A 21719-nucleotide genomic window follows, 5' to 3' on the forward strand; every position below is an offset into this window, starting at 1 on the left:
ATCCGCAGGAGCGACGTATCCATGCAAGCCCTCGCAGCCGCTAGCGGCAACGACGATCAGCCGGTCAACGACCTGGGCCCCCTGGCCTGGGTCCTGGACGAACTGCGCAAGTCGCTCGATGGCGCCAGCAAGGCCATCCGCCGTTTTGTGCGTGATGCCGAGCTCGCGCGTGGCTCCGATCTGGAGTCGCTTGATGCCAGCCAGCTGCGCATTGCACGCCAGCAACTGCACCAGGCCGTCGGTGCCCTGGAGATGGTGGGCCTGCCCGAGCCGGCCAAGGTGCTGCGCGCCATGGAGGCGCTCGCGCAGAAATTCGTCGAACGCCCCGAGTCATGCAGCGAAGACGCTGCCACCAAGGTCGAGCGCGCCAGCTTTGCCTTGATCGAATACTTGGAGAGTGTGCTGCGCGGAAAGTCGGCCTCGGCAGTAGCCCTGTTTCCGCAGTACCGGGACGTGCTGGAACTGGTCGGCGAGGAGCGCGTGCACCCGGCCGAACTTTGGGGACATGCCTGGCGCTGGATCGATGCCGACATCCCCGTGCCGGCTGAGGCACTGGGGTATGACCCGGCGGTGCGCTCCCAGCTGGATTCGGCTGTGCTCAAGGTGGTCAAGACGGGCAGCGTATCGTCGGCCAAGACCTTGTGCGACCTCTGCCTTGGCCTGGCAGCCGGCCAGCAGGCGCTGGATGCGCGTTCCTTCTGGAAGATCTGTGCGGCGTATTTCGAAGCCCTGGCGCTCAAGCTTTGCGCGCCGGATGTTTATGTCAAGCGCGCGGCTTCGCGCATCCTGATGCAGTTCACCACGCTGGCACGTGGCAAGAGCGAGGTCTCGGACCGTCTGGCCCAGGATCTGCTTTTTTTCTGTGCCCAGGCCGTTCCGGCGGATGCCCAGGCGGCCCCGGTGCTGGCCGCGGTCAGGCAGGCTTATGGCCTGGCGCAGGAGAAACCTGTCAACTACGAAACGCCGCAGTATGGCCGTTTCGACCCGGCGGTGCTGGTTCAGGCGCGCAAGCGTATCGCCACGGCGACCGAGACCTGGTCGGCCCTCTCCGGTGGCGACACCAACCGCCTCAAGGTGGTGTCCGAGCAGTTCACCCTGGTGGGTGAGTCGCTGCTGAAACTGCATCCGGAGAACAAGGCGTTGGCACGTGCCCTGCTCAAGGCCGTGGATGGTACGGTGCGCTCGGGTGAGCCGCCCACCACGCCGGTGGCCATGGAAGTGGCTACCTCCATCCTCTATCTGGATGCGGCCTACGAGGACATGGATCCCACCGAGTCCAGCATGAGCGAGCGCAGCGACCGTCTGGCGCGCCGGCTGGACCACGTCGTGGCCGGTGGGCAGCCCGAGGCGCTGGAGCCCTGGATGGAGGAGCTGTATCGCCGCGTGAGCGATCGCCAGACCATGGGAAGCGTGGTCGAGGAACTTCGCACCAGCCTGACCGAGATCGAGAAGTCGCTCGACACCTTCTTCCGCAATCCCAAGGAAAAGGCGCCGCTCAACGATGTGCCCAACCAGCTGGCGCAAATGCGCGGTGTGTTCTCGGTGCTGGGTTTGGACCAGGCCTCGCTGGCCACCGTGCGCATGCGCGATACCGTCGAGAAGTTCCTGGTCGACAACATCGACGAAGATGCGGCGCGGACTGGTGTCTTCGAGAAATTCGGCAACAGCCTGGGTGCCCTCGGTTTCCTGATCGACATGCTGAGTTATCAGCGCACCCTGGCCAAGAAGCTGTTTGTTTACGACGAGGAGTTGGGGGAGTTCAAGCCCCTGATGGGCCGGGAGCGCGAGGCTGCCGCTGTGGCCCCCGAGCCACCGGCCGCGCCGGTACCCACTCCTGCTCCCACCCCCCGTCCCGTGCCCCAGGCCGCACCGACACCTGCCCCTGCGCCCGCAGTCTCTGCCGATGTCTCCGAGGACGATGGTGCCGAACTGCGAGACATCTTCCTCGATGAGGCCCGGGAGGTGATCCACAACGGCCAGGATGCCGTGCTGGCCTTGCTCGGAGATCCGGCCGACCTGTCGCACCAGACCACATTGCGCCGCGCCTTCCACACCCTCAAGGGCAGCTCGCGCATGGTCGGCTTCACCGAGTTCGGCGAAGCCGGATGGGCGATGGAGCAGATGATGAACAGCTGGCTGGCCGAGCAGAAGCCGGCTCGCCCCGAACTGCTGCAACTCTCCAATGCCGCGCTGCAAGGCCTGGGTCAGTGGGTCGAGGATATTGCTGCCGGCAGCGATGCCGGTTGGAGTGCCGTGCCTTTCCGCCAGTCAGCCGATGCGATGCGACTGGACAACAAATTCCTCGCCCTGGAACTGCCAGCAGCGCCGGCGACACAGGCCGCTGTGCCTGAACCGGTTGCGCCCGTGTCTGTCCCGGTGCCGGAACTGCCGGCGCCAGCCCAGGAGCTGCCCCAGATCGATTTCGAGTCGACCCAGATGTTCGACTTCGAGTTGGCGGATGCCCAGGCCCTGAGCAAGCCGGCCGCGCCGGCCGAAGTCAGGCAGCCTTCGTCGCTGGCAGATTTCGGTGATATCGATTTCAGCAGTCTGGCCGGGGTGCCTCCGGTGGCTTCCACGCCTGCGCGTGAAGACGCGCCGGCAGCTGATCTGTCCATCGACTGGGCGGCCACCAGCCTGGCCGGCCCGGAAGATCGGATGCCGCTTTCGGGCAAAGGGGCGAGCCAGGATTGGGCGCCCACCAGCATGGCTGGCCCCGAGGACCTGGCGCCGCCTCAAAAAGGCACGGACCCGGACTGGGCGGCGACCCGTATGGCCGAGCCGGCCGAACTATCTGCTTTTGAACTGCCGGAATTGCAGAACAATTGGGCCGATACATCCACCGGCGCCATCCACGATGTGCCGGATGAGCCCGATACCCGTGCGGGGAACATCGAAGGTTTCGAACTTGAACTGCCTGCGACCGCCACGCCCGCTGAAACGGCGGACGAGCAGGTCAAGGTGATCGGTACGCTGCGCATCGGCATCCCGCTGTATAACGTCTTCCTGAATGAGGCTGACGAATGGTCGCGACGCCTGCTGACCGAACTCAACGAGTGGTCGCTGGAGTTGCACAATCCGGTTCCTGACACCGCGATTGCATTGGCGCACTCGCTGGGCGGCAGTTCCGCGACGGTCGGATTCTCCGCCCTGTCCGAGATTGCCCGGGCACTTGAGCAGGCCATGCAACACGTGCAGCTGCACGGTCAGGGGCAGGCTGGGCATGCCCAGGTTTTTGTCGCGGCTGCCGACAATATCCGCCATCTGCTACACCAGTTCGCCGCTGGTTTCCTGAAGGCGCCGGAGCCTGGCCTGGTCGAGGCGCTGAATGCGATCCACACGACCGAGTTCGCCCAGCTCGACACCCTCGAGTCCGACAGCGGTCGGCCGGCGCTCACCGTGACCGAGGTCCCCGAGCTGGATCTGGGTGATCTGAACTTCGAATTCGAGCCGGCCGAGCCAGCGCCGCCCGCAAGCGCCCCTGCGCCCAAGTCCATCGCGCCGGTCATGCCGGCAGCGATGCCTGCCGTCTCGGCCTTGCCTGGTGCCGCCAAGATCGTGGTCGACGACAGCGACGAAGAAATCGACGCCGTCGACGTGATCGATGCCGACCTGTTCCCGATCTTCGAGGAAGAGGCCGCCGAACTCATGCCCCAGCTGGCCGCCGCGCTGCGCCAGTGGTCGGAACAGCCCGACCATGGTGGTGCACGCCTGGATGTGCTGCGTGTGCTGCACACTCTCAAGGGCAGTGCGCGTCTGGCCGGCGCCATGCGCCTGGGCGAAATGGCGCACCGCATGGAATCGGCCATCGAACAGATGGGCAGCGAATTCATCCAGGCTGCGCAGATCGATCCCCTGCTCACACGGTATGACCGCCTGCAGCAGATATTTGACGAGCTCTGCCGAGGACCGGTGGAAGAGGCCTACGTTCCGCAAGCCCCGGCGCCCCACCCTGTATCTGCCGCTGTCGCCACACCGGCTGCGGCACCTGCGCCCGAGCCGGTCAAGGTGGCTCAGCGTCCGCCCGTGGCTGCGCGGCCGGCCGTGGCGGCACCCGCCCTGCCGGCCAAGCTGCCGTCGGCCACGGCCCGATCCACGTCGGGCCAGACCGTGCGTGTGCGCTCGCAACTGCTCGACCGCCTGGTCAACCAGGCCGGTGAAGTCATGATCACCCGCAGCCGCCTGGACCAGCGTCTGGGCCAGCTCAATGGCTCACTCTCCGAGCTGACGGCCAACCTGGACCGCCTGCGCACCCACCTGCGCGACGTCGAACTGCAGGCGGAGTCGCAGATGCAGTCGCGCCTGGCGCAGGCCAAGGACACGGCGCAGGGTTTCGACCCGCTGGAATTCGACCGTTTCACCCGCGTGCAGGAACTCACCCGCATGATGGCCGAGTCTGTCAATGACGTGGCCACCGTGCAGCGCAACCTGCAACAGACCATCAGCGGCACCGAGGACGACCTGATCGCCCAGGCGCGCCAGACGCGCGAGTTGCAGCGTGACCTGTTGCGCACGCGCATGATGGAATTCGAAGGCATCTCCGAGCGCCTTTACGGCGTGGTGCGGCAGGCGGCCAAGGACGCCGGCAAGCAGGTCAAGCTCGACATCACCGGTGGTTCGATGGAAATCGACCGTGGCGTGCTGGACCGCATGACACCGGCCTTCGAACACATGCTGCGCAATTCCGTGGCGCACGGCATCGAGCCTCCCCAGCAGCGGGAGGCCGCGGGCAAACCTGCCGCCGGTACCATCACCATCAGCCTGCACCAGGAAGGCAATGACGTTTCGGTCGTCTTCAGCGACAACGGTGCCGGCCTGAACCTGCCGCGCATCCGCGAAAAGGCGCTGGCCCAGGGTTTGGTGGCGCCTGGCCAGCCACTCAGCGATGCGGACGCGGCCAACATGATCTTCATGCCGGGCTTCTCCACCGCGTCCAGCGTGACCGAACTGTCCGGACGTGGCATCGGCATGGACGTGGTGCGTTCGGAGGTGCAGGCCCTGGGCGGGCGTATCGAGACCGCCAGCACGGCCGGCGCCGGTACCAGCTTCAAGCTGGTCCTGCCCCTGACGACGGCCGTCACGCAGGTGATCATGTTGCGCATGGGCGAGTTGAACATCGGCGTGCCGGCCAATCTGGTCGAGATCGTGCGCCGTCTCAGCTACGCTGAACTGGAGCAGGCCTATGCCCAGGGCAGCATCGACTACGGCGGCGAGACGGTGCCGTTCTTCTGGTCCGGCGCGCTCCTGCAGGCGTCAACCCGCAGCCATGAACACGTGGGCAAGACCCAGCCGGTGGTGGTGCTGCGCAGTGCGGGCCAGCGTCTGGCCATCCACGTCGACGAAGTGCTGGGCAACCAGGAAGTCGTGGTGAAGAACCTCGGGCCGCAGCTGTCGCGCCTGCCGGGTCTGGCCGGCATGTCCGTGCTGGCCTCGGGTGCGGTGGTGCTGATCTACAACCCGGTGGCTCTGGCGACCGTGTTCGGCGACAAGGCCTACGAGCTTCAACAGGCCAGCAGCGAGCCGTCGACGGCGGGTCAACCCCGCCTGCCGGTGGCCGAGCAGGTGGCCCCGGGCACCGGTGGCGATCTGCCGCTCGTGCTCGTGGTGGACGACTCCATCACCGTGCGTCGTGTCACGCAGCGTCTGCTGCGTCGCGAAGGTTACCGTGTGGCCATGGCGGCCGACGGTCTGCAGGCGCTCGAGCGCCTGGCCGAGGAGCGTCCGGCGGTGGTGCTGTCCGACATCGAGATGCCGCGCATGGACGGCTTCGACCTGGCACGCAACATCCGCGCCGATGCCAAGCTGCGCGACCTGCCCATCATCATGATCACCTCGCGTATTGCCGAAAAGCATCGTGAGCATGCCAAGGAGCTGGGTGTGAACCACTACCTGGGCAAGCCCTATGGCGAAGACGAGTTGCTGGGCCTCGTGAAGCACTACTGCACGCAGGCTGTCCCGGCCTGATCCGTGCGAGCCACGCGGCGTTGCTGCGTGGCTCAGCCTTCTTCCTTCTCCCCGCTTTTGCGCACCACGGCGTAGCGCGCCAGCGTCTGCGCGCGCGCCTCGTCGTGGGCGACCAGGGGCAGGGGGTAGCCGCTGCCCAGGGTCACGCCGGCGGCGGCCAGCTCGACCGGGCCAGCCAGCCAGGGTGCGTGCAGCGCGGCATCGGGCAGGGCCGCGAGCTGCGGCAGGTAACGGCGGATGAAACGGCCCTGCGGGTCGAACTTCTTGCTCTGGCTGATCGGGTTGAAGATCCGGAACCAGGGTTGCGCATCACAGCCACTGGAGGCCACCCACTGCCAGCCACCGTTGTTGGACGCCAGCTCGAAGTCGTTCAATTTTTCGGCAAAGTAGCGCTCGCCCCATTGCCAGTGGATGCCCAGGTCTTTCACCAGGAAGCTGCCCGCCACCATGCGCAGGCGGTTGTGCATGTAGCCGCTCTGGTTGAGCTGCGCCATGGCCGCGTCGACGATGGGATACCCCGTGCGGCCCTCGCACCAGGCGGCGTAGAGGGCCTGGCCATGGGCGCCCTGTTCCCATTGGATCGCGTCATAGGCCGGCCTGAAGGCCTGCGCCGCCACGTGCGGGAAATTGGCCAGGATCTGGAAGTAGAAATCGCGCCAGACCAGCTCGCTGAGCCAGGTCGCAGCGCCGGCACTGCCTTGCTGGCTGCGCTGCTGTGCCGCGTTCACGAGACGACGCAGGGACACCGTGCCAAAACGCAGGTGCACGCCAAGGTAACTCGGGCCCTTGAGGGCCGGGAAATCGCGGGTGTCCTGGTACTGGTCCATGCGCTCGAAAAAATCCGCAAACAGCTGGCGCGCGCCACTGCTGCCGGTGGGTATCCTGAGCTGGGTCAGGTTGCTGGGTTCGAAGCCGAGTTCGGCCAGGGTCGGCACGGCATGGCACAGGGACTCGGGCCGCGGGGCCAGGCCAGCGGCCAGCGGGGCGCAGTCGAACACCGGCAGCTGCGTGGCAGCCAGCCGCGCCAGCCAGGCCTTCTTGTAAGGCGTGAAGACGGTGTAGGGCGTGCCGCCGCCAGTGAGGACTTCGCGGCCCTCGAAGATCACGTGGTCCTTGCAGGTGTGCAGGGCGATGCCCAGGCTGGCCAGCGTGCCACGCACCTGGGCATCCCGCCCCTGGGCCTGCGGCTCGTAATCGTGTGCGGCGTACACGGCCTGCACCCCCAGTGCCTGCGCCAGGGCGGGCAGGGCTTCGGTGGCGTGGCCATGGTGCACGATCAGGCCGGCATTATCCTGGCCGGCCAGCGCGCGCAAGTCCGTATCCAGTTCCACCAGGGAGGCGCGGATGAACGCCACGCGGCGGTCGCTGCGTGGCAGCGGATCCAGGATGTCCCGGTCGAAAATGAAGGCGCAATAGACGCGCTGGCACTGTTGCAGGGCCAGGTGCAGGGCCGGATGGTCGTCGACCCGCAGGTCGCGCCGGAACCAGACCAGACCGGAATCCAGGGGTTTTTGCATATCACCGTTAAAATCAAAGCATGGCCGATGATTCTGCACCCATCAATCTCACGAATCATTTCCTGATCGCCATGCCCGGCCTGGACGACGAGACTTTTTCCAAAAGTGTGGTCTACCTCTGCGAGCACAGCGAGCGCGGGGCGCTGGGCCTGATGATCAACAAACCCACAGACATCAAGCTGCAGGGCCTGTTTGACAAGGTCGAGCTGCCGCTGGGACGCGCCGACCTCAAGGACGCCCCCGTCTTCCACGGTGGGCCCGTGCAGACCGAACGTGGTTTTGTGTTGCACGAAGCCTTGCAGGAGCCGGCGGCCGAAAAACCTGAACCGGTCTATGCCTCCACCATGATGATTCCCGGCGGGCTGGAGATGACCACCTCGCGCGACGTGCTCGAGGCCCTGTCCACCGGTGCCGGCCCCAGCCGTGTGCTGGTCTCGTTGGGCTATTCTGCCTGGGGCCAGGGCCAGCTGGAGTCGGAAATCGGGGAGAACAGTTGGCTGATCGTCCACGCCGACCCCATCGTGATCTTCGAGACACCGGTGGCGCAACGCTACGACAAGGCGCTGTCCCTGCTGGGCTTGCAGGCCTGGATGCTCTCGCCCGATGTGGGGCATGCATGAACACGGTAGCAGCCATGACTGCCGTCCCTCTCACTCAGCAAAGCTTTCTCGCCCTGGATTTCGGTCTCAAGCGCACTGGCGTCGCGGTCGGAAACCGCATGCTGCGCCAGGCCCTGCCCCAGCCGACCATCCGCGCCGAAGGGGATGCCCGTTTTGAGCGCGTTGCCGAGCGGCTCAAGGAGTGGCAGCCCGATGCGCTGGTGGTTGGCGTGCCCTTCCACCCCGACGGCGCGCCGCATGAGAATACGGCACGGGCGCAGAAATTCGCGCGCCAGTTGCGTGGCCGTTTCGGCCTGCCGGTCTACGAGGTCGACGAACGCTACAGCACCACCGAGGCCCTGGCGGCTGGCGCAGCCGACGCCGATGCGGGTGCGGCCTGCGTGATCCTGGAACAATTCTTGAGGAACCTGGAATGAGCGTACTCACCCTGGACGCCGAAGCCCTCTACGGCGAACTGCAACGCGGCGTGCGTGGCCTTTGCTCCGCAGAAACCCGCCTGGTCGGCGTGACCTCGGGCGGGGCCTGGCTGGCCGAGCGCCTGCAGCGCGACCTCAGGCTCGAGGGTGAGCACGGCACGATCTCCTCAGCCATGCACCGCGATGATTTCGCGCAGCGCGGCCTGGCCAGCGGCGGCCAGACGGTTCTGCCTTTTGACGTCAACGCGGCGCAGATCATCATCCTTGACGATGTGCTCTACACCGGGCGTACGATCCGCGCCGTCATCAACGAGCTGTTCGACTACGGCCGTCCGGCCTCGATCCAGTTGGCGGTGCTGGTGGACCGTGGTGGCCGCGAGTTGCCCATCCAGGCCGACTATGCCGCGGCGCGTGTCGCCTTGCCGCCCAACCAGTTGCTGGAACTGGCACGCGACGCGGACGACCGTTTCCACTTCCGGGTAGAGGCTGCCTGAGCCGGCGATCGAACACAAGGCCCACACCATGCTCTACAAACGCAACCCCCAACTCAACAAGCACGGCGAGCTGATCCACCTGCTGTCCACCGAAGGACTGCCGCGCGACATCCTCACGCACATCCTGGACACGGCGGCCAACTTCGTCAGCGTCAGCGACCGCGAAGTGAAAAAGGTGCCGCTGCTGCGTGGCAAGAGCGTGTTCAACCTGTTCTTCGAGAACTCCACCCGCACACGCACCACCTTCGAGATCGCCGCCACGCGCCTGTCGGCCGATGTCATCAACCTCGACATCGCGCGCTCCTCGGCCTCCAAAGGCGAGTCGCTGCTGGACACCATCGCCAACCTGAGCGCGATGGCGGCCGACCTCTTTGTGGTGCGCCACAGCGAGTCCGGCGCGCCCTACCTGATCGCCCAGCACGTCGCACCGCACGTGCACGTGGTCAATGCCGGCGACGGTCGCCACGCCCACCCCACCCAAGGGCTGCTGGACATGTACACCATCCGGCACTACAAGAAGGATTTTTCCAACCTCACGGTGGCCATCGTCGGTGACGTGCTGCACTCGCGCGTGGCGCGCTCCGACATCCATGCGCTCACCACCCTGGGCTGCGCCGAAGTGCGTGTGGTCGGCCCCAAGACCCTGGTGCCCGCCACCATGGCGCCCATGGGTGTGCGCGTCTGCCACACGCTGGAGGAGGGTATCAAGGGAGCGGACGTCATCATCATGCTGCGCCTGCAGAACGAGCGCATGAGCGGGGCCTTGCTGCCTTCCAGCCAGGAATATTTCAAGAGCTTCGGCCTCACGCCCGAGAAGCTGCAGCTGGCCAAGCCGGACGCCATCGTCATGCACCCGGGCCCGATCAACCGTGGCGTCGAGATCGACTCCAATGTGGTGGACGGCAAGCAGAGCGTGATCCTGCCGCAGGTCACCTTCGGCATCGCGGTGCGCATGGCGGTGATGAGCATCGTGGCCGGCAACGAGGCGTGAGCGGGAGAAAACCAGAATGAAACTGTTGATCAAGGGCGGCCGTGTCATCGATCCCGCCAGCAACCGTGACGAGATCGCCGATGTGGCCATTGCCGCCGGCCGCATCGTCGCCATCGGCAAGGTGCCGGCCGATTTCGCGCCCAATCGTGTGGTCGAGGCGGGCGGCTGCGTCGTGGCTCCCGGCCTGATGGACCTGACCGTGCGCCTGCGCGAGCCCGGCCACGAGCATGAGGGCATGCTCGAATCCGAGATGGCCGCCACGGTCGCCGGCGGTGTCACCAGCCTGGCCTGCCCGCCGGACACCGACCCCGTGCTCGATGAGCCGGGTCTGGTCGAGATGCTCAAGTTCCGCGCCGAGAAACTGCACCAGGCGCGTGTCTTCCCCATCGGTGCGCTCACGCGCAACCTGCAGGGCGAGATCCTGACCGAGATGGTCGAGCTCACCGAGTCCGGCTGCGTGGCCTTCGGCCAGGCCGACGTGCCCCTGGTCAACACCCAGATCCTGCAGCGCGCCTTCCAGTACGCCAGCACCTTCGGTTACGCCGTCTGGCTGCGCCCGAACGACCACTACCTGGGCCAGGGCGTGGCGGCCAGCGGCGCGCTGGCCACGCGCCTGGGCCTCTCGGGCGTGCCGGTGGCGGCCGAGACCATCGCCTTGCACACCATCTTCGAGTTGATGCGCAGCACCGGCGCGCGCGTGCACCTGTGCCGTCTCAGCAGCGCCGCTGGTCTGGCCCTGGTCAGAGGGGCCAAGGACGCGGGCCTGCCCGTGACCTGCGACGTGAGCATCAACTCCCTGCACCTGACCGATAACGACATCGGCTATTTCGACAGCCGCATGCGACTCAATCCGCCCTTGCGGCAACAGGCCGATCGCGACGCCTTGCGCGAGGGCCTGGCCGACGGGACGATCGACGCGCTGGTGTCCGACCACACGCCGGTCGACGAGGACGCCAAGATGCTGCCCTTTGCCGAGAGCGAGCCCGGTGCTACCGGCGTGGAGTTGCTGCTGAGCCTGGCGCTCAAGTGGGGCCAGGAAAGCGGCGTGGGCCTCACGCGCGCCCTGGCGGTGCTGACCAGCGAACCGGCGCGCGTGCTGGGCAGTGCCCTGGGCACCCTGCAGGCCAGCGCTGGCCAACTGGTGGTGGGTGGTGTGGCCGATGTCTGCGTGTTCGACCCGCAGGCCGAGTGGACGGTGTCGCCGCAGGCCCTGCGCAGCCAGGGCAAGCACACACCCTTTGCCGGTTACGAATTGCCCGCGCGCGTGCGCTGCACCATCGTCGGTGGGCAGATTGCATACCAGGCAGCCTGAAAAAGCCGCTGTCTGGCGCGCCATCTGGCGCCTGGGGCGCGCGCTCACGCACATCGTCGCGGGCCTGCTGACCATCCTGCTGCGTTTCCCGCGCCTGAGTGAGGAGCAGCGTGCCCTCCGTGTGCAGGTCTGGTCGCGCGCGATGCTCGCTCGCCTGGACATCCGGCTCGAAGTGCAGGGCAATGCCGCCTTGCCCGGTCCGCTGCTGCTGGTGGCCAACCACATCTCGTGGCTGGACATCACTTCCCTGCATGCGGCGCGCTTCTGCCGCTTCGTCTCCAAGGCCGACGTCCAGGCCTGGCCGCTGATCGGCGCCCTCGCCAGCGGCGTGGGCACACTCTTCATCCAGCGCGAGTCGCGCCGCGACGCCATGCGCGTGGTGCACCACATGGCCGACAGCCTGCGTGCCGGTGATGTGCTGGCCGTGTTTCCTGAAGGCACGACTGGCGAAGGCGTCGAGCTGCTGCCCTTCCATGCCAACCTGCTGCAGGCGGCCATCGCGGCTGATGCGCCGGTGCAGCCTGTGGCCCTGCAGTTCATCGACACCCGTAGCGGCGAGCGCAGCCTGGCGCCCTGTTATGTGGGGGACGACACCTTGCTGGGTTCGGTCTGGCGCACCGTGCGCGCACGAGGCATCACGGTGCGCATCGTCTTCGGTGAGCCGCAGGCAGCTCAGGGGCGCGAGCGCCGGACCTGGGCGGCCGGTCTGCGCGAGACCATCGCGCAATTGCGCCAGCCGCCGGCATCGCGCTGAGGACTCAGCGCAAGTCTTCGCAGGCGACCGTCTGCCCGGAGCAGGGCTTCTCGCACATCGCACCATCGCGCAGGGAGCATGAGCGGTTGAAGGTCACCACGTGGTCCACCTCGGGGCGGATGCCGATCCATTCCCCGATCCGGTGGTCGTGGTGGCTGGGCACATGGGCCAGCACGGTCTGGCCGCCGGCCAGGCGCAGGGTGTAGAGGAACTCCGAACCGCGGAAGGCCTTGCGCACGATCTCGGCTTTCACCGGGGCATCGTCGTCGTGCACGATGTCATCGGCGCGTAGCAGCACGTCGCATTCGCCGCCGGAAAAAGCACAGGGCAGGGGACACTCGGCCACGTCGGTCAGCTCACCCAGCGGCGTCTGCACCACGATCTGCCGGTTTACCTCGCGGATGGTGGCCGGCGCGAACACGCCGTGCCCTATGAAGTCGGCCACGAAACGTGTGGCCGGCCGGTGGTAGAGCGTGTAGGCGTCGTCCCACTGGTGCAGGCGGCCCTGGTGCATGACGCCGATGGTGTCGCCGATGGCAAAGGCCTCGAGCTGGTCGTGTGTGACGAACAGGGCCGTGGCCTGGGCGGCCTTGAGGATGTTGCGCACCTCGTGCGCCAGGCGCTCGCGCAGCTCGACGTCGAGGTTGGAAAAGGGTTCGTCCAGCAGCAGCAGCTGCGGGCGCGGGGCCAAGGCGCGCGCCAAGGCCACGCGCTGCTGCTGGCCGCCCGAGAGTTCGTGCGGGTAGCGCGACTCGCTGCCTTCCAGGCCCACCAGGGCCAGCACCTCGCGCACGCGTAGCGCGCGCTCGGCTTTGGGCAGATGGGCGATGCCGAAGGCCACGTTGCGTCCCACGTCCAGGTGCGGGAACAGGGCGTAGTCCTGGAACACCATGCCGATGCGGCGCTCTTCCGGCGCCAGCTGGGTGCTGGCGCTGCCCACCACCTGGCCCGAGAGGCGGATCTCGCCGCCGCTGACCGGCTCCAGCCCGGCCACCGCGCGCAAGAGCGTGGTCTTGCCGCAGCCCGAGGGACCGATCAGCACACCGATGTCGCCGGCGCGCAGGCCCAGGGACACGCCCTGTACGGCAGCCTGGGCGGCGCCGGGATAACGGACTTCGAGCTGGGAGACTTCGAGGAACATGATGAGGACCTGTTCACACTTGGAGTGCGTGAGACGGAGCCTTATTGTAGATGCTTACAATTCTCATTACGCCTCTTAACCCTTCCCGGGTCACTTCATGCCCCTGCGCCGGCTCCGTCATCTTTTCCTGCTGCTCTTCACCGCCGCCCTGATGCTCCCCGTGCTGGCCCTGCTGGGGGCCTGGCTGCCCGGCGGCGTGCCCGGTACCCAGGCCACGGAGATCCTGCTCGAGATGGCCCGCACCGTCTTGCCTGACTACCTGGCCACCACCTTCTGGCTCTGTCTGCTGGTGACGGTCGGTGTCATCACGGTCGGCCTGTCTTCGGCCGCCGCGGTCACGCTGTTCGACTTTCCCGGCCGGCGTTTTTTTGAATGGGCGCTGCTGCTGCCTCTGGCCATGCCGGCCTATGTGGTGGCTTATGCCTATACCGACTTCCTGCAGTACAGCGGCCCGCTGCAGAGCTGGCTGCGCGCGGCTACCGGCCTGCAGGGACGCCTGTTTCCCGAGATCCGCAACACCGCCGGCGCGGCCTGGGTGCTGACCTTCGCGCTCTACCCCTACGTCTACCTGCTGGCGCGCACGGCCCTGGCCGAGCGCGCCAGCCACCTCATGGAGGCGGCCCGCCTGCTGGGCGCGCCCCTGTCGCGCCGCATCCGCGAGGTGGCCCTGCCGCTGGCGCGGCCGGCCGTGGCCGCCGGTGTGGCGCTGGCCTTGATGGAAACGCTGGCCGACTTCGGCGTGGCCAGCTACTTCGGCATCCAGACCTTCACTGCCGGCATCTACAAGGCCTGGCTGGCCATGGACAACCGCATCGCCGCCGCCCAGCTGGCCACCCTGCTGCTGGCACTGGTGGCCGGGCTGCTGTGGCTGGAGCACCGCTCGCGCCAGCGCCTGCGTTTCGTCAGCTCGCGTACCGCGCGCCAGGCCGGTGCGGAAGCACGGCCGGTGCCCTTGCGCGGCCTGCGCCTGGCGGCAGCCTGGGGGGTCTGCGGCCTGCCGCTCGTCATGGGTTTCGTGGCGCCGGTGCTTTTCATGTTCCGTCCCCTGCTGGCCGACTGGGGCGAACTGCCCTGGGACCGTTTCCTGGGCTGGGCCGGCAACAGCGTGCGCCTGGGCCTGCTCAGTGCCGCGCTGGCCGTGGCTCTGGCCCTGCTGCTGGCCTATGCCCTGCGGCGCCTGCCGGATGTGCTGACGCGCGCCGTGGTCTGGCTGGCCGGCCTGGGGTATGCCGTGCCCGGCGCGGTCATCGTGGTGGGCCTGCTGCTGCCGGTGGGCTGGGTGCAGGCCCGCTGGCCCGAGGCCGGTGCAGCCTACTGGGTCACGGCTACCTCGCTGGGCCTGGTCTGGGCCTATCTGGTGCGCTTCGTGGCCGTGGCCCTGCAGTCGGTGCAAAGCGGTTATGCCCGCATTCCGGCCAGCCTGGACGACAGTGCCCGCATGCTGGGTAGCAGCGGCTTCGGCCTGCTGCACCGGGTGCACTGGCCGCTGCTGCGCCGCTCGGTCATGGCAGCCACCCTGCTGGTGTTTGTCGACGTCATGAAGGAATTGCCGGCCACCCTGGTGCTGCGGCCCTTTGACAGCGACACCCTGGCCGTGGTGGCCTACCAGCTGGCACGCGACGAGCGCCTGGGCGAGGCGGCGCTGCCTTCGCTGGCCCTGGTGCTGGTGGGCTTGATCCCGGTACTGTTGCTCAGCCGCACACTGCGCAGCCGCAATGCGCAGGATGAGGGTTAAAACGCAACATCCATAAGGGTAGGCCTGTATAAAATGAGAATGTATTTATATTAGGAACTGACAAGTCATGAGCAAGCGTTCCATCCAGGCAAGCCCGGCCACCGTGACCGAACCGGATCAGGTTTTCGAACTGGCAGCGGAGGTTTTCCGTGTCATGTCGGCGCCCATGCGGCTCAAGATCATCAGCCACCTCTGTGATGGCGAGCGCAATGTCAGCTATCTGCTGAGCAAGATCGACACCACCCAGCCCAATATGTCCCAGCACCTGACCACGCTGTACCAGGCGGGTGTGCTGGGCAAGCGCCGTGAAGGTGTGCAGATCTATTACCGCATCATCGACGACCGCGTTTCATCGCTGTGCCGTGCCGTGTGCACCCAGATCGCCATGGATGCGGACTTCGAGTCTCCCATGGCCGAACCTACGGCCTCGCCGGCGACCTGAGCGCTGGCACACGACCAAAGAAAAGGGGCCTGACAGGCCCCTTTTCGCTGCGTATCTTTGCGCTCAGGGCTTCAGGTAGACGTAACCCTCCAGCGCTTGCAGACGCGCCACCTCGGCCACGCCCGAGGGCACGATCTTGGTTTCCATCAGCAGGCGATCCGGGTTGATGTTGCGCACCGTCAGGGTGTTGTTGCAGACGCGGAACTCGACACCCTTGCCGGCCAGGTCGCTCACGGCACCGCTGAACTCGCGGCCCTGGCTGTCCTTGGCGTCCTGCAGCAGGAAGTTGATGCCCGCGCCGTGCGTCACCACCACGATCTTGGCCTTCGGGTCCGCGGCCATGTGGTTGCGGATGTTGTTCAGGACGGCCGGCACCGTGTTGACATCGGTGTTGATGTGGTAGACCGCCTTGACCTGCTGCGTGGCTTGCGCCTGGGCCGTCGAGGCGAAACCCAGGGTGGCGGCGCAGACCAGGGCGAGGGTGGTGATGAATTTGTACATGAGCAACTCCTGAATTCGGTGGCGAGAAAAAGCCGGCGAGTGCCGGCAAGGCGGAGCCCGGTGCGAGACCGGGCCCGGCAGCATCAGAGCAGTGTATCCGCCCAGATGTTCTGCGCCCAGTTCCAGGCGTAGATGCCCTCAAGCTCGTTGGGGGCGCTGGAGACGCCGCCCGAGCCCGCCACGGTCTTGAAGGTCTTCTCGGCCGCCACGTACTGATGGATGGATGCCACGTGCACCACCAGCTTGTCGTTGACGAAGCTGTAGCAGGTGTTGGTCAGCAGCGGTTGCGGGTTGACCTCCATGCCCGAGAGCTGGGCCACCACGGCGGCGGCCACCACCTTGCCGTGCGAGTTGGCCATGTGGCCGGACTTGGGCATCAGCGGCGCGGCCAGCACCGAGTCGCCGATCACGTGCACGTCCTTGGCAGCGGTGGACTCGAAGGTCTGGTAGTTGACGTTGCACCAGCGGCCGTTGGCGTTGGCCAGGCCCGACTGCATGGCGATGAGGCCTGCGCTCATGTCCGGCAGTACGTTGAGCACATCGGCCTTCACGTCATCCGAGGTCTCGAACTTGACGGTCCTGGTTTTTGCGTCGACCGCGATGGCCTTGTGGTTGCCGCGGAACTCCAGCATGCCGGCGTAGTTCTCGGCCCAGAACTTCTTGAACAGCGGGCCCTTGGAGGTCACGTCCGGATTGGCGTCCAGGATCAGTACCTTGGATTTCGGCTTGGCCTTCTTGAAGTAGCTGGCCACCTGGCTGGCGCGCTCGTAGGGGCCGGGCGGGCAGCGGTAGGGCGCCAGCGGTACCGAGATGGCGTAGACGCCGCCGTCGGGCATGGCTTCGAGCTGGCGGCGCAGGGCCGCCGTTTCCGGGCCGGCCTTCCAGGCCTGCAGGATCTGGCCCGAGGCGCTGGCGTCTTTCAGGCCGGCGATGCTGCCCCACATCATGTCGACGCCAGGCGAGACGATCAGCTTGTCATAGCCGATGGTGGCCCCGCCAGCCAGCGCCACCGTCTTTTTGCCGCGGTCGATTTCCATGACACGGTCGCGCGCATGGATCACGCCATGTTTGCCCTTGAGGTTGTCATAGGGCGTGGTGATGTCGCCCATGGTCTTGGAGCCGCCGATCACCAGGTTGGAGATCGGGCAGGAGATGAAGCTGTCGTTGGGCTCCACCAGCACCACGTCGATCTGGTAGTTGGAGAGCATGCGCACGTATTTGGCGGCGGTGGCACCACCATAGCCGCCGCCGATCACGACGACCTTGGCCTTGGTCGGGATGGGGGCGGTGGTGGCGCAACCCACCATGGACAGGGAGCCCACGGTGCCGAGTGCCAGCGAGGCTTGTACAAAACTGCGTCGTTTCATGGTTCTTGCCTCCTGCTCAGCGCTTGAGCGTCGAGAAATAAGTGGAGACGGACTCGATCTGTTCATCGGTCAGTCCCTTGGTCAGCTGGTGCATCACCGTGGCCGGACGCGTGCCTTCACGGAAGGCCTTCATCTGCGCCACCATGTATTCACGCGGCATGCCGGCCAGCGAGGGAATGGCGGAGCCTTCGGTGGTCCGGCCTTCGGTGCCGTGGCAGTTGGCGCAGGTCGCGGCCAGTGCACGCTGGTGCAGCTTGACGGTGTCCTGCGGCGTGGCAGCGGTGGCGCTGCCGGCATAGCTGCCCAGCAGCAGCACGGCCGCCCAGAGGGGAGTAAGGCGCATGAAGGTCTCCTTGGTCGAATGAAATATCAATAGCGACTAATTTAGCGAGTCGCCCCCGGGATTGTCCCGGGTGTTTACCCGCAGAAACCTTACACGGATCAAGGTGCCCGCATCGTGGCCGATGTGCCGACCACCTGCTGGCCCGGCTCCTGTGCCGTGCCCTGGCTGTCCATCAGGCGGTCGGTGAGGCCGGCGCCGGCCCACATGCCGATCAGCGCCAGCCACGCGGTGAGCGCGAACACCGCGCCGCCCGTCATGCCCGCACCTACCGCACAGCCACCGGCCAGCATGGAACCGAAGCCCATGAGCATGGCGCCCACGATGTAACGACGCATGCTGTAGCCGTCCTTGAAGCCTTCGAGCTGGAACTCCTTGCCGACCAGGGCGCCGATGAAGGAGCCGGCGAACACGCCGGGCAGCAGGCCGAAATCGAAACCGATGGCTGGTGCCGGCGAGGCCAGTACGCGCATCAGCCACTCGGCCGAGGGCCCGCTGAAGGTCAGGCCCTGCACCTGCACCACACCGAAGCTGTTGGACGAGATCAGGTAGGTGGCCCACCAGGCCGCCGCCACGGCCAGGCCGGTACCGATGCCACCCACCCACTTCCACAGGCCCCAGCCGCTGCGGATGGCGAAGTACAGCGCCGCCACAAACCAGATCAGCCCCACATACAGGCCGCCCCAGTGGCCGATGCCCGTGATGGCCAGCAGGTCGCGGGTCGGCCCGCCTTCTACCGTCCACCAGTTGCTGATGGCCAGCCGCAAGGGCGCCAGCGAGCCCGAGAGCGCGGCCTGGGCCGTGACGGCGAAGATGAGCCCGGAGAGCAGGGCGCGCAGGTTGCCATTGGCCGAGAGCACCAGCAGGCGGCTGGCGCAGCCGCGCGTCATGATCATGCCGGCACCGAAAAGCAGGCCGCCGATCAGCGCGCCCGACAGGCTGCCGCGCGTGGCGAGCTGGCGTGCCGTGCTGGTATCGAGCGCATGCAGCACGATCAGCCCTTGCACCAGCACCACCGTGGTGGAGAAGGCCAGCAGCCAGACCGAGAGCTTCTCGCCGAACTTGCGGTGCCAGAACTCGATGGTCGCCGCCCGCAGGCAGAACTTGGAGCGCTGGGCGAAAAAGCCGAACAGCAGGCCGATCACGCCGCCGACGATGGCAAGCACCAGGCTTTCGCCGTGCTGCTCAAGTAGGGTTGCCAGGTTCATGAAGCCGTACCATAATTTAGTGAATGCTTATATTGAATGCTAAGCATAATTGCATCGTAGCGGCTTGACCTGCCTCAAAAAAATCCCGAGTCGGAGAGGGCGGCCAGGTTGCCAGACTGGAGTTGGAATGCGCGTGTATGGAATGGATGGGGCCCGTCGGGTCGCCCGTTTGCTGGCGACGACCCTGGCCCTGCTGGGAGGGGTGGTCGGAGCCCGGGCCGAGGCGCCGCCCATGGTGGCGCAGCAGGTGGCCCCCTCGGCCTGGTACGTCGAGGGCGTGTCCGCGCTGGGCTCGTCCGCCAACCAGAACTTCATCTCCAATGCCGCCTTCGTGGTCACGCCGGCCGGCGTGGTGGTGATCGACGCCCTGGGCTCGCCTGCACTGGCCGAGCGCCTGATGGCCGAGATCCGCAAGGTCACACCCCGGCCCGTCACGCACGTCATCGTCACGCATTACCATGCCGACCACATCTACGGCCTGCAGGCCTTCAAGGCCAAGGGCGCACGCATCATCGCCCACCGGGCGGCCAAGGTCTACATGAACTCCGAGACCGCGCGCCTGCGCCTGGAGGCCTCGCGGGTGGAACTGGCCCCCTGGATCGATGAAGACACTCGCCTGGTCGAGGCCGATGAATGGCTCGATGGCGACCGGACGCTCACGATCGGCGGGGTGGATTTCCAGATCAAGATCGTCGGTCCCTCGCACACGCCGGAAGACCTGGTGGTCTACCTGCCCTCGGAGAAAGTGCTGTTCGCCGGCGACCTGGTCTTTCGCAGCCGCATCCCCTACGTGGGCCAGGCCGACAGCCGGCAGTGGATCCTGGCGCTGGAAAAGCTGCTGGCTTTCGATGCCGGTGTCATCGTGCCGGGCCACGGCCCGCTGTCGCGCGAGGCGCGCAAGGACATGCAGCTCACGCGCGACTACCTGGTCTACCTGCGCACCAGCATGGGCAAGGCCGCGGCCAACCTGGAGCCCTTCGACGAGGCCTACAAGAACACCGACTGGAGCCAGTTCGAACACCTGCCCCTGTTCCGCGTGGCCAACCGCATGAACGCCTACAACACCTACCTGCTGCTCGAGCAGGAGGGCGGCAAGTGAAGCGCGCGGGTATCGCCAGGCGCGATCTGCTGCTGGCCGCAGCCGCCTTGCCCTTGGCCCTGAGCCCGGCCCGGGCCGCCGAGCTGCCGGCGGCGCACAACCTCAAGGAAGAACTGGCCGCTGCGCTGGCCCGGCGCGAGCCGCTGGTGGTGATGGTGAGCCTGGAGGGCTGCGCCTTCTGCAAGATTGCGCGCAACAACTACCTGGCGCCCATGCACCAGCAGGATGGCCTGCACGTGGCCCAGGTGGACATGCGCAGCCGCACCCGTGTGCTGGATTTCCAGGGCAAGGCCGTCACGCACGACGACCTGGTGCGGCAGTGGAAGATCCGCATCGCCCCCACCGTGCTCTTCTTCGGCCGGGGCGGCGCCGAGGTGGCCGAGCGCCTGGTGGGTGGTTACATCCCCGACTTCTACGGTGCCTACCTGGACCAGCGCCTCGCGCAGGCGCGCGCCAGCCTCCGGTAAGCCGACGGCTCCACACCAGCTTCCGGAGCCCCCAGACGCGACGCCCTGGCTGTTTTTGGCTAGGATGGATCCATTCATCAGGACATCCTGCGTCGAAGGGCGAATGACATGAATTACACCCAGAAATTGACCCTCTCGATGATCGTCCCGACGGTCATGGTGGGTGGCGCCGGCTCCACCGTGGTGATCGGGGCCGCCTGGCTGCAGCAGCAGGCGCAAGTGGCCAGCGGTCAGGCCATGGTGGCTTACCTGCAGATCGGGGCGCTGCTCACGGGCCTGCTGACGCTGGTGTGCGTGGCCGTCTGTGTGGGCTTCACGGTCTGGATCCGGCGCACCGCACGGGCCGTGCTGGGCGGTGAACCCACGGACGCGCAGCACACCCTGGCCCAGCTGGCCGACGGCAACCTGGCCCTGAGCGATGGGCCGGCCCCGGCCGGCAGCCTGCTGGACTCGGTGCATCGCCTCACCGGCGTGCTGCGCAGCACCCTGGGTGACATCCGCCATTCCAGCCAGGGCGTGGCCGTGGCGTCGAGCGAGATCGCGGCCGGCAACCAGGACCTGAGCGACCGCACCGAGCAGGCGGCCGGCAATCTGCAGCGCACCGCTTCCAGCCTGGATGAACTGACCCGCACCGTGCGCCACACCGCTGCTGCGGCCAGCCAGGCCAACCAGCTGGCCGGCAGCGCGGCCGAGGTGGCCGGGCGCGGTGGCGCCGTGGTGGGCGAGGTGGTGCAGACCATGGCCGGGATCGACGAGAGTTCGCGTCGTATCCACGACATCATCGGCGTCATCGACGGCATCGCCTTCCAGACCAATATCCTGGCGCTCAACGCGGCGGTGGAAGCCGCCCGCGCCGGCGAGCAGGGGCGCGGTTTCGCCGTGGTGGCGGCCGAGGTGCGCCAGCTGGCCAGCCGCAGCGCGGCGGCGGCCCGCGAGATCAAGGCCCTCATCAGCGACTCGGTCGACAAGGTCGGGTCCGGGACCCGCCTGGTGCAGCAGGCCGGCAGCACCATGCAGGAGATCGTCGAGGCGGTGCAGCGCGTGAGCGGCGTGATCCACGAGATCACCACCGATGCCGCCGGGCAGTCGACCGGCATCGTCTCGGTCAACGAAGCCGTGAACCAGCTCGACCAGATGACGCAGCAGAACGCCGCGCTGGTCGAGCAGTCGGCCGCCGCCGCCGCCAGCCTCAAGGACCAGGCCCAGCGCCTGGAGCAGGCGGTGCAGACCTTCCGGCTCTGAGCGTCGCAGGCGGCCAGGCCGCCGCCGCGGCATGGGGCCGGATTTCCCCACTCCCTCTGGATGGAATATGCCCCCTAGGGTATATTCACGCCTGTTCATTTCATAGTTGGAG

General features: G+C 66.9%; 18 protein-coding genes. 12 read left to right on the forward strand and 6 right to left on the reverse strand.

Features of this window, described 5'->3' with window-relative positions:
• The first annotated feature begins 21 nt into the window (after positions 1-21).
• Entirely contained in the window at positions 22-5961 is a 5940-nt protein-coding gene (locus tag HTY51_RS00530) for an Hpt domain-containing protein (protein WP_174250899.1), read from the forward strand.
• Positions 5962-5993: 32 nt separating this feature from the next.
• On the opposite strand, the gene HTY51_RS00535 is transcribed toward HTY51_RS00530, so the two are convergent.
• Complete coding sequence (locus HTY51_RS00535; protein ID WP_174250900.1) at positions 5994-7478, reverse strand: deoxyribodipyrimidine photo-lyase; 1485 nt, start codon at positions 7476-7478, stop codon at positions 5994-5996.
• A 20-nt stretch (positions 7479-7498) separates the two neighbouring features.
• Between HTY51_RS00535 and HTY51_RS00540 the strand changes: the two genes are divergently transcribed.
• Genes HTY51_RS00540 through HTY51_RS00565 form a run of 6 tightly spaced genes read left to right on the forward strand, consistent with a single transcriptional unit; the run spans position 7499 to position 12065 of the window.
• Positions 7499-8098: a YqgE/AlgH family protein gene (locus HTY51_RS00540; protein WP_174250901.1), complete on the forward strand. Its 600-nt coding sequence runs from the start codon at positions 7499-7501 to the stop codon at positions 8096-8098.
• 14 nt (positions 8099-8112) lie between these two features.
• The gene (gene ruvX / locus HTY51_RS00545; RefSeq protein WP_371733845.1) at positions 8113-8514 is read left to right on the forward strand and encodes a Holliday junction resolvase RuvX; all 402 of its coding nucleotides are present in this window, start codon (positions 8113-8115) and stop codon (positions 8512-8514) included.
• On the forward strand, positions 8511-9008 hold the full coding sequence (gene pyrR / locus HTY51_RS00550; protein WP_174250903.1) for a bifunctional pyr operon transcriptional regulator/uracil phosphoribosyltransferase PyrR: 498 nt from the start codon (positions 8511-8513) through the stop codon (positions 9006-9008). The genes ruvX and pyrR overlap by 4 nt, the downstream gene beginning before the upstream one ends.
• A 28-nt stretch (positions 9009-9036) precedes the next feature.
• Entirely contained in the window at positions 9037-9999 is a 963-nt protein-coding gene (locus tag HTY51_RS00555; RefSeq protein WP_174250904.1) for an aspartate carbamoyltransferase catalytic subunit, read from the forward strand.
• A gap of 16 nt (positions 10000-10015) precedes the next feature.
• Positions 10016-11311 (forward strand): dihydroorotase, encoded by a 1296-nt coding sequence (locus HTY51_RS00560; protein WP_174250905.1) that lies wholly within the window; start codon positions 10016-10018, stop codon positions 11309-11311.
• On the forward strand, positions 11292-12065 hold the full coding sequence (locus tag HTY51_RS00565; RefSeq protein ID WP_174250906.1) for a 1-acyl-sn-glycerol-3-phosphate acyltransferase: 774 nt from the start codon (positions 11292-11294) through the stop codon (positions 12063-12065). Before HTY51_RS00560 ends, HTY51_RS00565 begins: the two co-directional genes overlap by 20 nt.
• 4 nt (positions 12066-12069) lie before the next feature.
• On the opposite strand, the gene HTY51_RS00570 is transcribed toward HTY51_RS00565, so the two are convergent.
• Complete coding sequence (locus HTY51_RS00570) at positions 12070-13206, reverse strand: ABC transporter ATP-binding protein (RefSeq protein WP_174250907.1); 1137 nt, start codon at positions 13204-13206, stop codon at positions 12070-12072.
• 97 nt (positions 13207-13303) lie between these two features.
• Here HTY51_RS00570 and HTY51_RS00575 point away from each other — a divergent pair, with 97 nt between their 5' ends.
• Positions 13304-14941 (forward strand): iron ABC transporter permease, encoded by a 1638-nt coding sequence (locus tag HTY51_RS00575; protein WP_174250908.1) that lies wholly within the window; start codon positions 13304-13306, stop codon positions 14939-14941.
• Between the two features lie 67 nt (positions 14942-15008).
• A complete protein-coding gene (locus HTY51_RS00580) occupies positions 15009-15383 on the forward strand; it encodes a metalloregulator ArsR/SmtB family transcription factor (RefSeq protein WP_174250909.1) in 375 nt (124 codons plus the stop codon).
• Positions 15384-15446: 63 nt separating this feature from the next.
• Here the strand turns inward: HTY51_RS00580 and HTY51_RS00585 are convergent, their stop codons facing one another.
• The 4 genes from HTY51_RS00585 to HTY51_RS00600 form a co-directional block, all read right to left on the reverse strand.
• On the reverse strand, positions 15447-15884 hold the full coding sequence (locus HTY51_RS00585; protein WP_174250910.1) for a DsrE family protein: 438 nt from the start codon (positions 15882-15884) through the stop codon (positions 15447-15449).
• Between the two features lie 83 nt (positions 15885-15967).
• Positions 15968-17251, reverse strand: a complete 1284-nt coding sequence (locus HTY51_RS00590) for an NAD(P)/FAD-dependent oxidoreductase (RefSeq protein WP_174250911.1) — start codon at positions 17249-17251, stop codon at positions 15968-15970.
• 16 nt (positions 17252-17267) lie between these two features.
• Positions 17268-17594 carry a c-type cytochrome gene (locus HTY51_RS00595; RefSeq protein WP_174250912.1) on the reverse strand — a complete coding sequence of 109 codons (327 nt, stop codon included), beginning with the start codon at positions 17592-17594 and terminating at the stop codon, positions 17268-17270.
• 98 nt (positions 17595-17692) lie between these two features.
• Positions 17693-18799, reverse strand: a complete 1107-nt coding sequence (locus HTY51_RS00600; RefSeq protein ID WP_174250913.1) for a YeeE/YedE family protein — start codon at positions 18797-18799, stop codon at positions 17693-17695.
• 232 nt (positions 18800-19031) lie between these two features.
• Here HTY51_RS00600 and HTY51_RS00605 point away from each other — a divergent pair, with 232 nt between their 5' ends.
• The 3 genes from HTY51_RS00605 (at position 19032) to HTY51_RS00615 (ending at position 21607) form a co-directional block, all read left to right on the forward strand.
• Positions 19032-19898, forward strand: coding sequence for an MBL fold metallo-hydrolase (locus tag HTY51_RS00605; RefSeq protein ID WP_174254107.1), 867 nt, complete (start codon positions 19032-19034; stop codon positions 19896-19898).
• Complete coding sequence (locus tag HTY51_RS00610; protein ID WP_254606940.1) at positions 19895-20365, forward strand: hypothetical protein; 471 nt, start codon at positions 19895-19897, stop codon at positions 20363-20365. The genes HTY51_RS00605 and HTY51_RS00610 overlap by 4 nt, the downstream gene beginning before the upstream one ends.
• A 108-nt stretch (positions 20366-20473) precedes the next feature.
• Positions 20474-21607 (forward strand): methyl-accepting chemotaxis protein, encoded by a 1134-nt coding sequence (locus HTY51_RS00615; protein WP_174250914.1) that lies wholly within the window; start codon positions 20474-20476, stop codon positions 21605-21607.
• Positions 21608-21719 lie beyond the last annotated feature (112 nt).

Origin of the sequence: Rhodoferax sp. BAB1 (assembly GCF_013334205.1) — a bacterium.
Lineage (GTDB): Bacteria > Pseudomonadota > Gammaproteobacteria > Burkholderiales > Burkholderiaceae_C > Hylemonella.

What these genes read in the sequence shown, in the direction of transcription:
- HTY51_RS00530 (WP_174250899.1), top strand. Translation starts at nt 22, where the DNA reads ATGCAAGCCCTCGCAGCCGCTAGCGGCAACGACGATCAGCCGGTCAAC.
- HTY51_RS00535 (WP_174250900.1), bottom strand. Translation starts at nt 7,478, where the DNA reads ATGCAAAAACCCCTGGATTCCGGTCTGGTCTGGTTCCGGCGCGACCTG.
- HTY51_RS00540 (WP_174250901.1), top strand. Translation starts at nt 7,499, where the DNA reads ATGGCCGATGATTCTGCACCCATCAATCTCACGAATCATTTCCTGATC.
- ruvX (WP_371733845.1), top strand. Translation starts at nt 8,113, where the DNA reads ATGACTGCCGTCCCTCTCACTCAGCAAAGCTTTCTCGCCCTGGATTTC.
- pyrR (WP_174250903.1), top strand. Translation starts at nt 8,511, where the DNA reads ATGAGCGTACTCACCCTGGACGCCGAAGCCCTCTACGGCGAACTGCAA.
- HTY51_RS00555 (WP_174250904.1), top strand. Translation starts at nt 9,037, where the DNA reads ATGCTCTACAAACGCAACCCCCAACTCAACAAGCACGGCGAGCTGATC.
- HTY51_RS00560 (WP_174250905.1), top strand. Translation starts at nt 10,016, where the DNA reads ATGAAACTGTTGATCAAGGGCGGCCGTGTCATCGATCCCGCCAGCAAC.
- HTY51_RS00570 (WP_174250907.1), bottom strand. Translation starts at nt 13,206, where the DNA reads ATGTTCCTCGAAGTCTCCCAGCTCGAAGTCCGTTATCCCGGCGCCGCC.
- HTY51_RS00575 (WP_174250908.1), top strand. Translation starts at nt 13,304, where the DNA reads ATGCCCCTGCGCCGGCTCCGTCATCTTTTCCTGCTGCTCTTCACCGCC.
- HTY51_RS00580 (WP_174250909.1), top strand. Translation starts at nt 15,009, where the DNA reads ATGAGCAAGCGTTCCATCCAGGCAAGCCCGGCCACCGTGACCGAACCG.
- HTY51_RS00585 (WP_174250910.1), bottom strand. Translation starts at nt 15,884, where the DNA reads ATGTACAAATTCATCACCACCCTCGCCCTGGTCTGCGCCGCCACCCTG.
- HTY51_RS00590 (WP_174250911.1), bottom strand. Translation starts at nt 17,251, where the DNA reads ATGAAACGACGCAGTTTTGTACAAGCCTCGCTGGCACTCGGCACCGTG.
- HTY51_RS00595 (WP_174250912.1), bottom strand. Translation starts at nt 17,594, where the DNA reads ATGCGCCTTACTCCCCTCTGGGCGGCCGTGCTGCTGCTGGGCAGCTAT.
- HTY51_RS00600 (WP_174250913.1), bottom strand. Translation starts at nt 18,799, where the DNA reads ATGAACCTGGCAACCCTACTTGAGCAGCACGGCGAAAGCCTGGTGCTT.
- HTY51_RS00605 (WP_174254107.1), top strand. Translation starts at nt 19,032, where the DNA reads ATGGTGGCGCAGCAGGTGGCCCCCTCGGCCTGGTACGTCGAGGGCGTG.
- HTY51_RS00615 (WP_174250914.1), top strand. Translation starts at nt 20,474, where the DNA reads ATGAATTACACCCAGAAATTGACCCTCTCGATGATCGTCCCGACGGTC.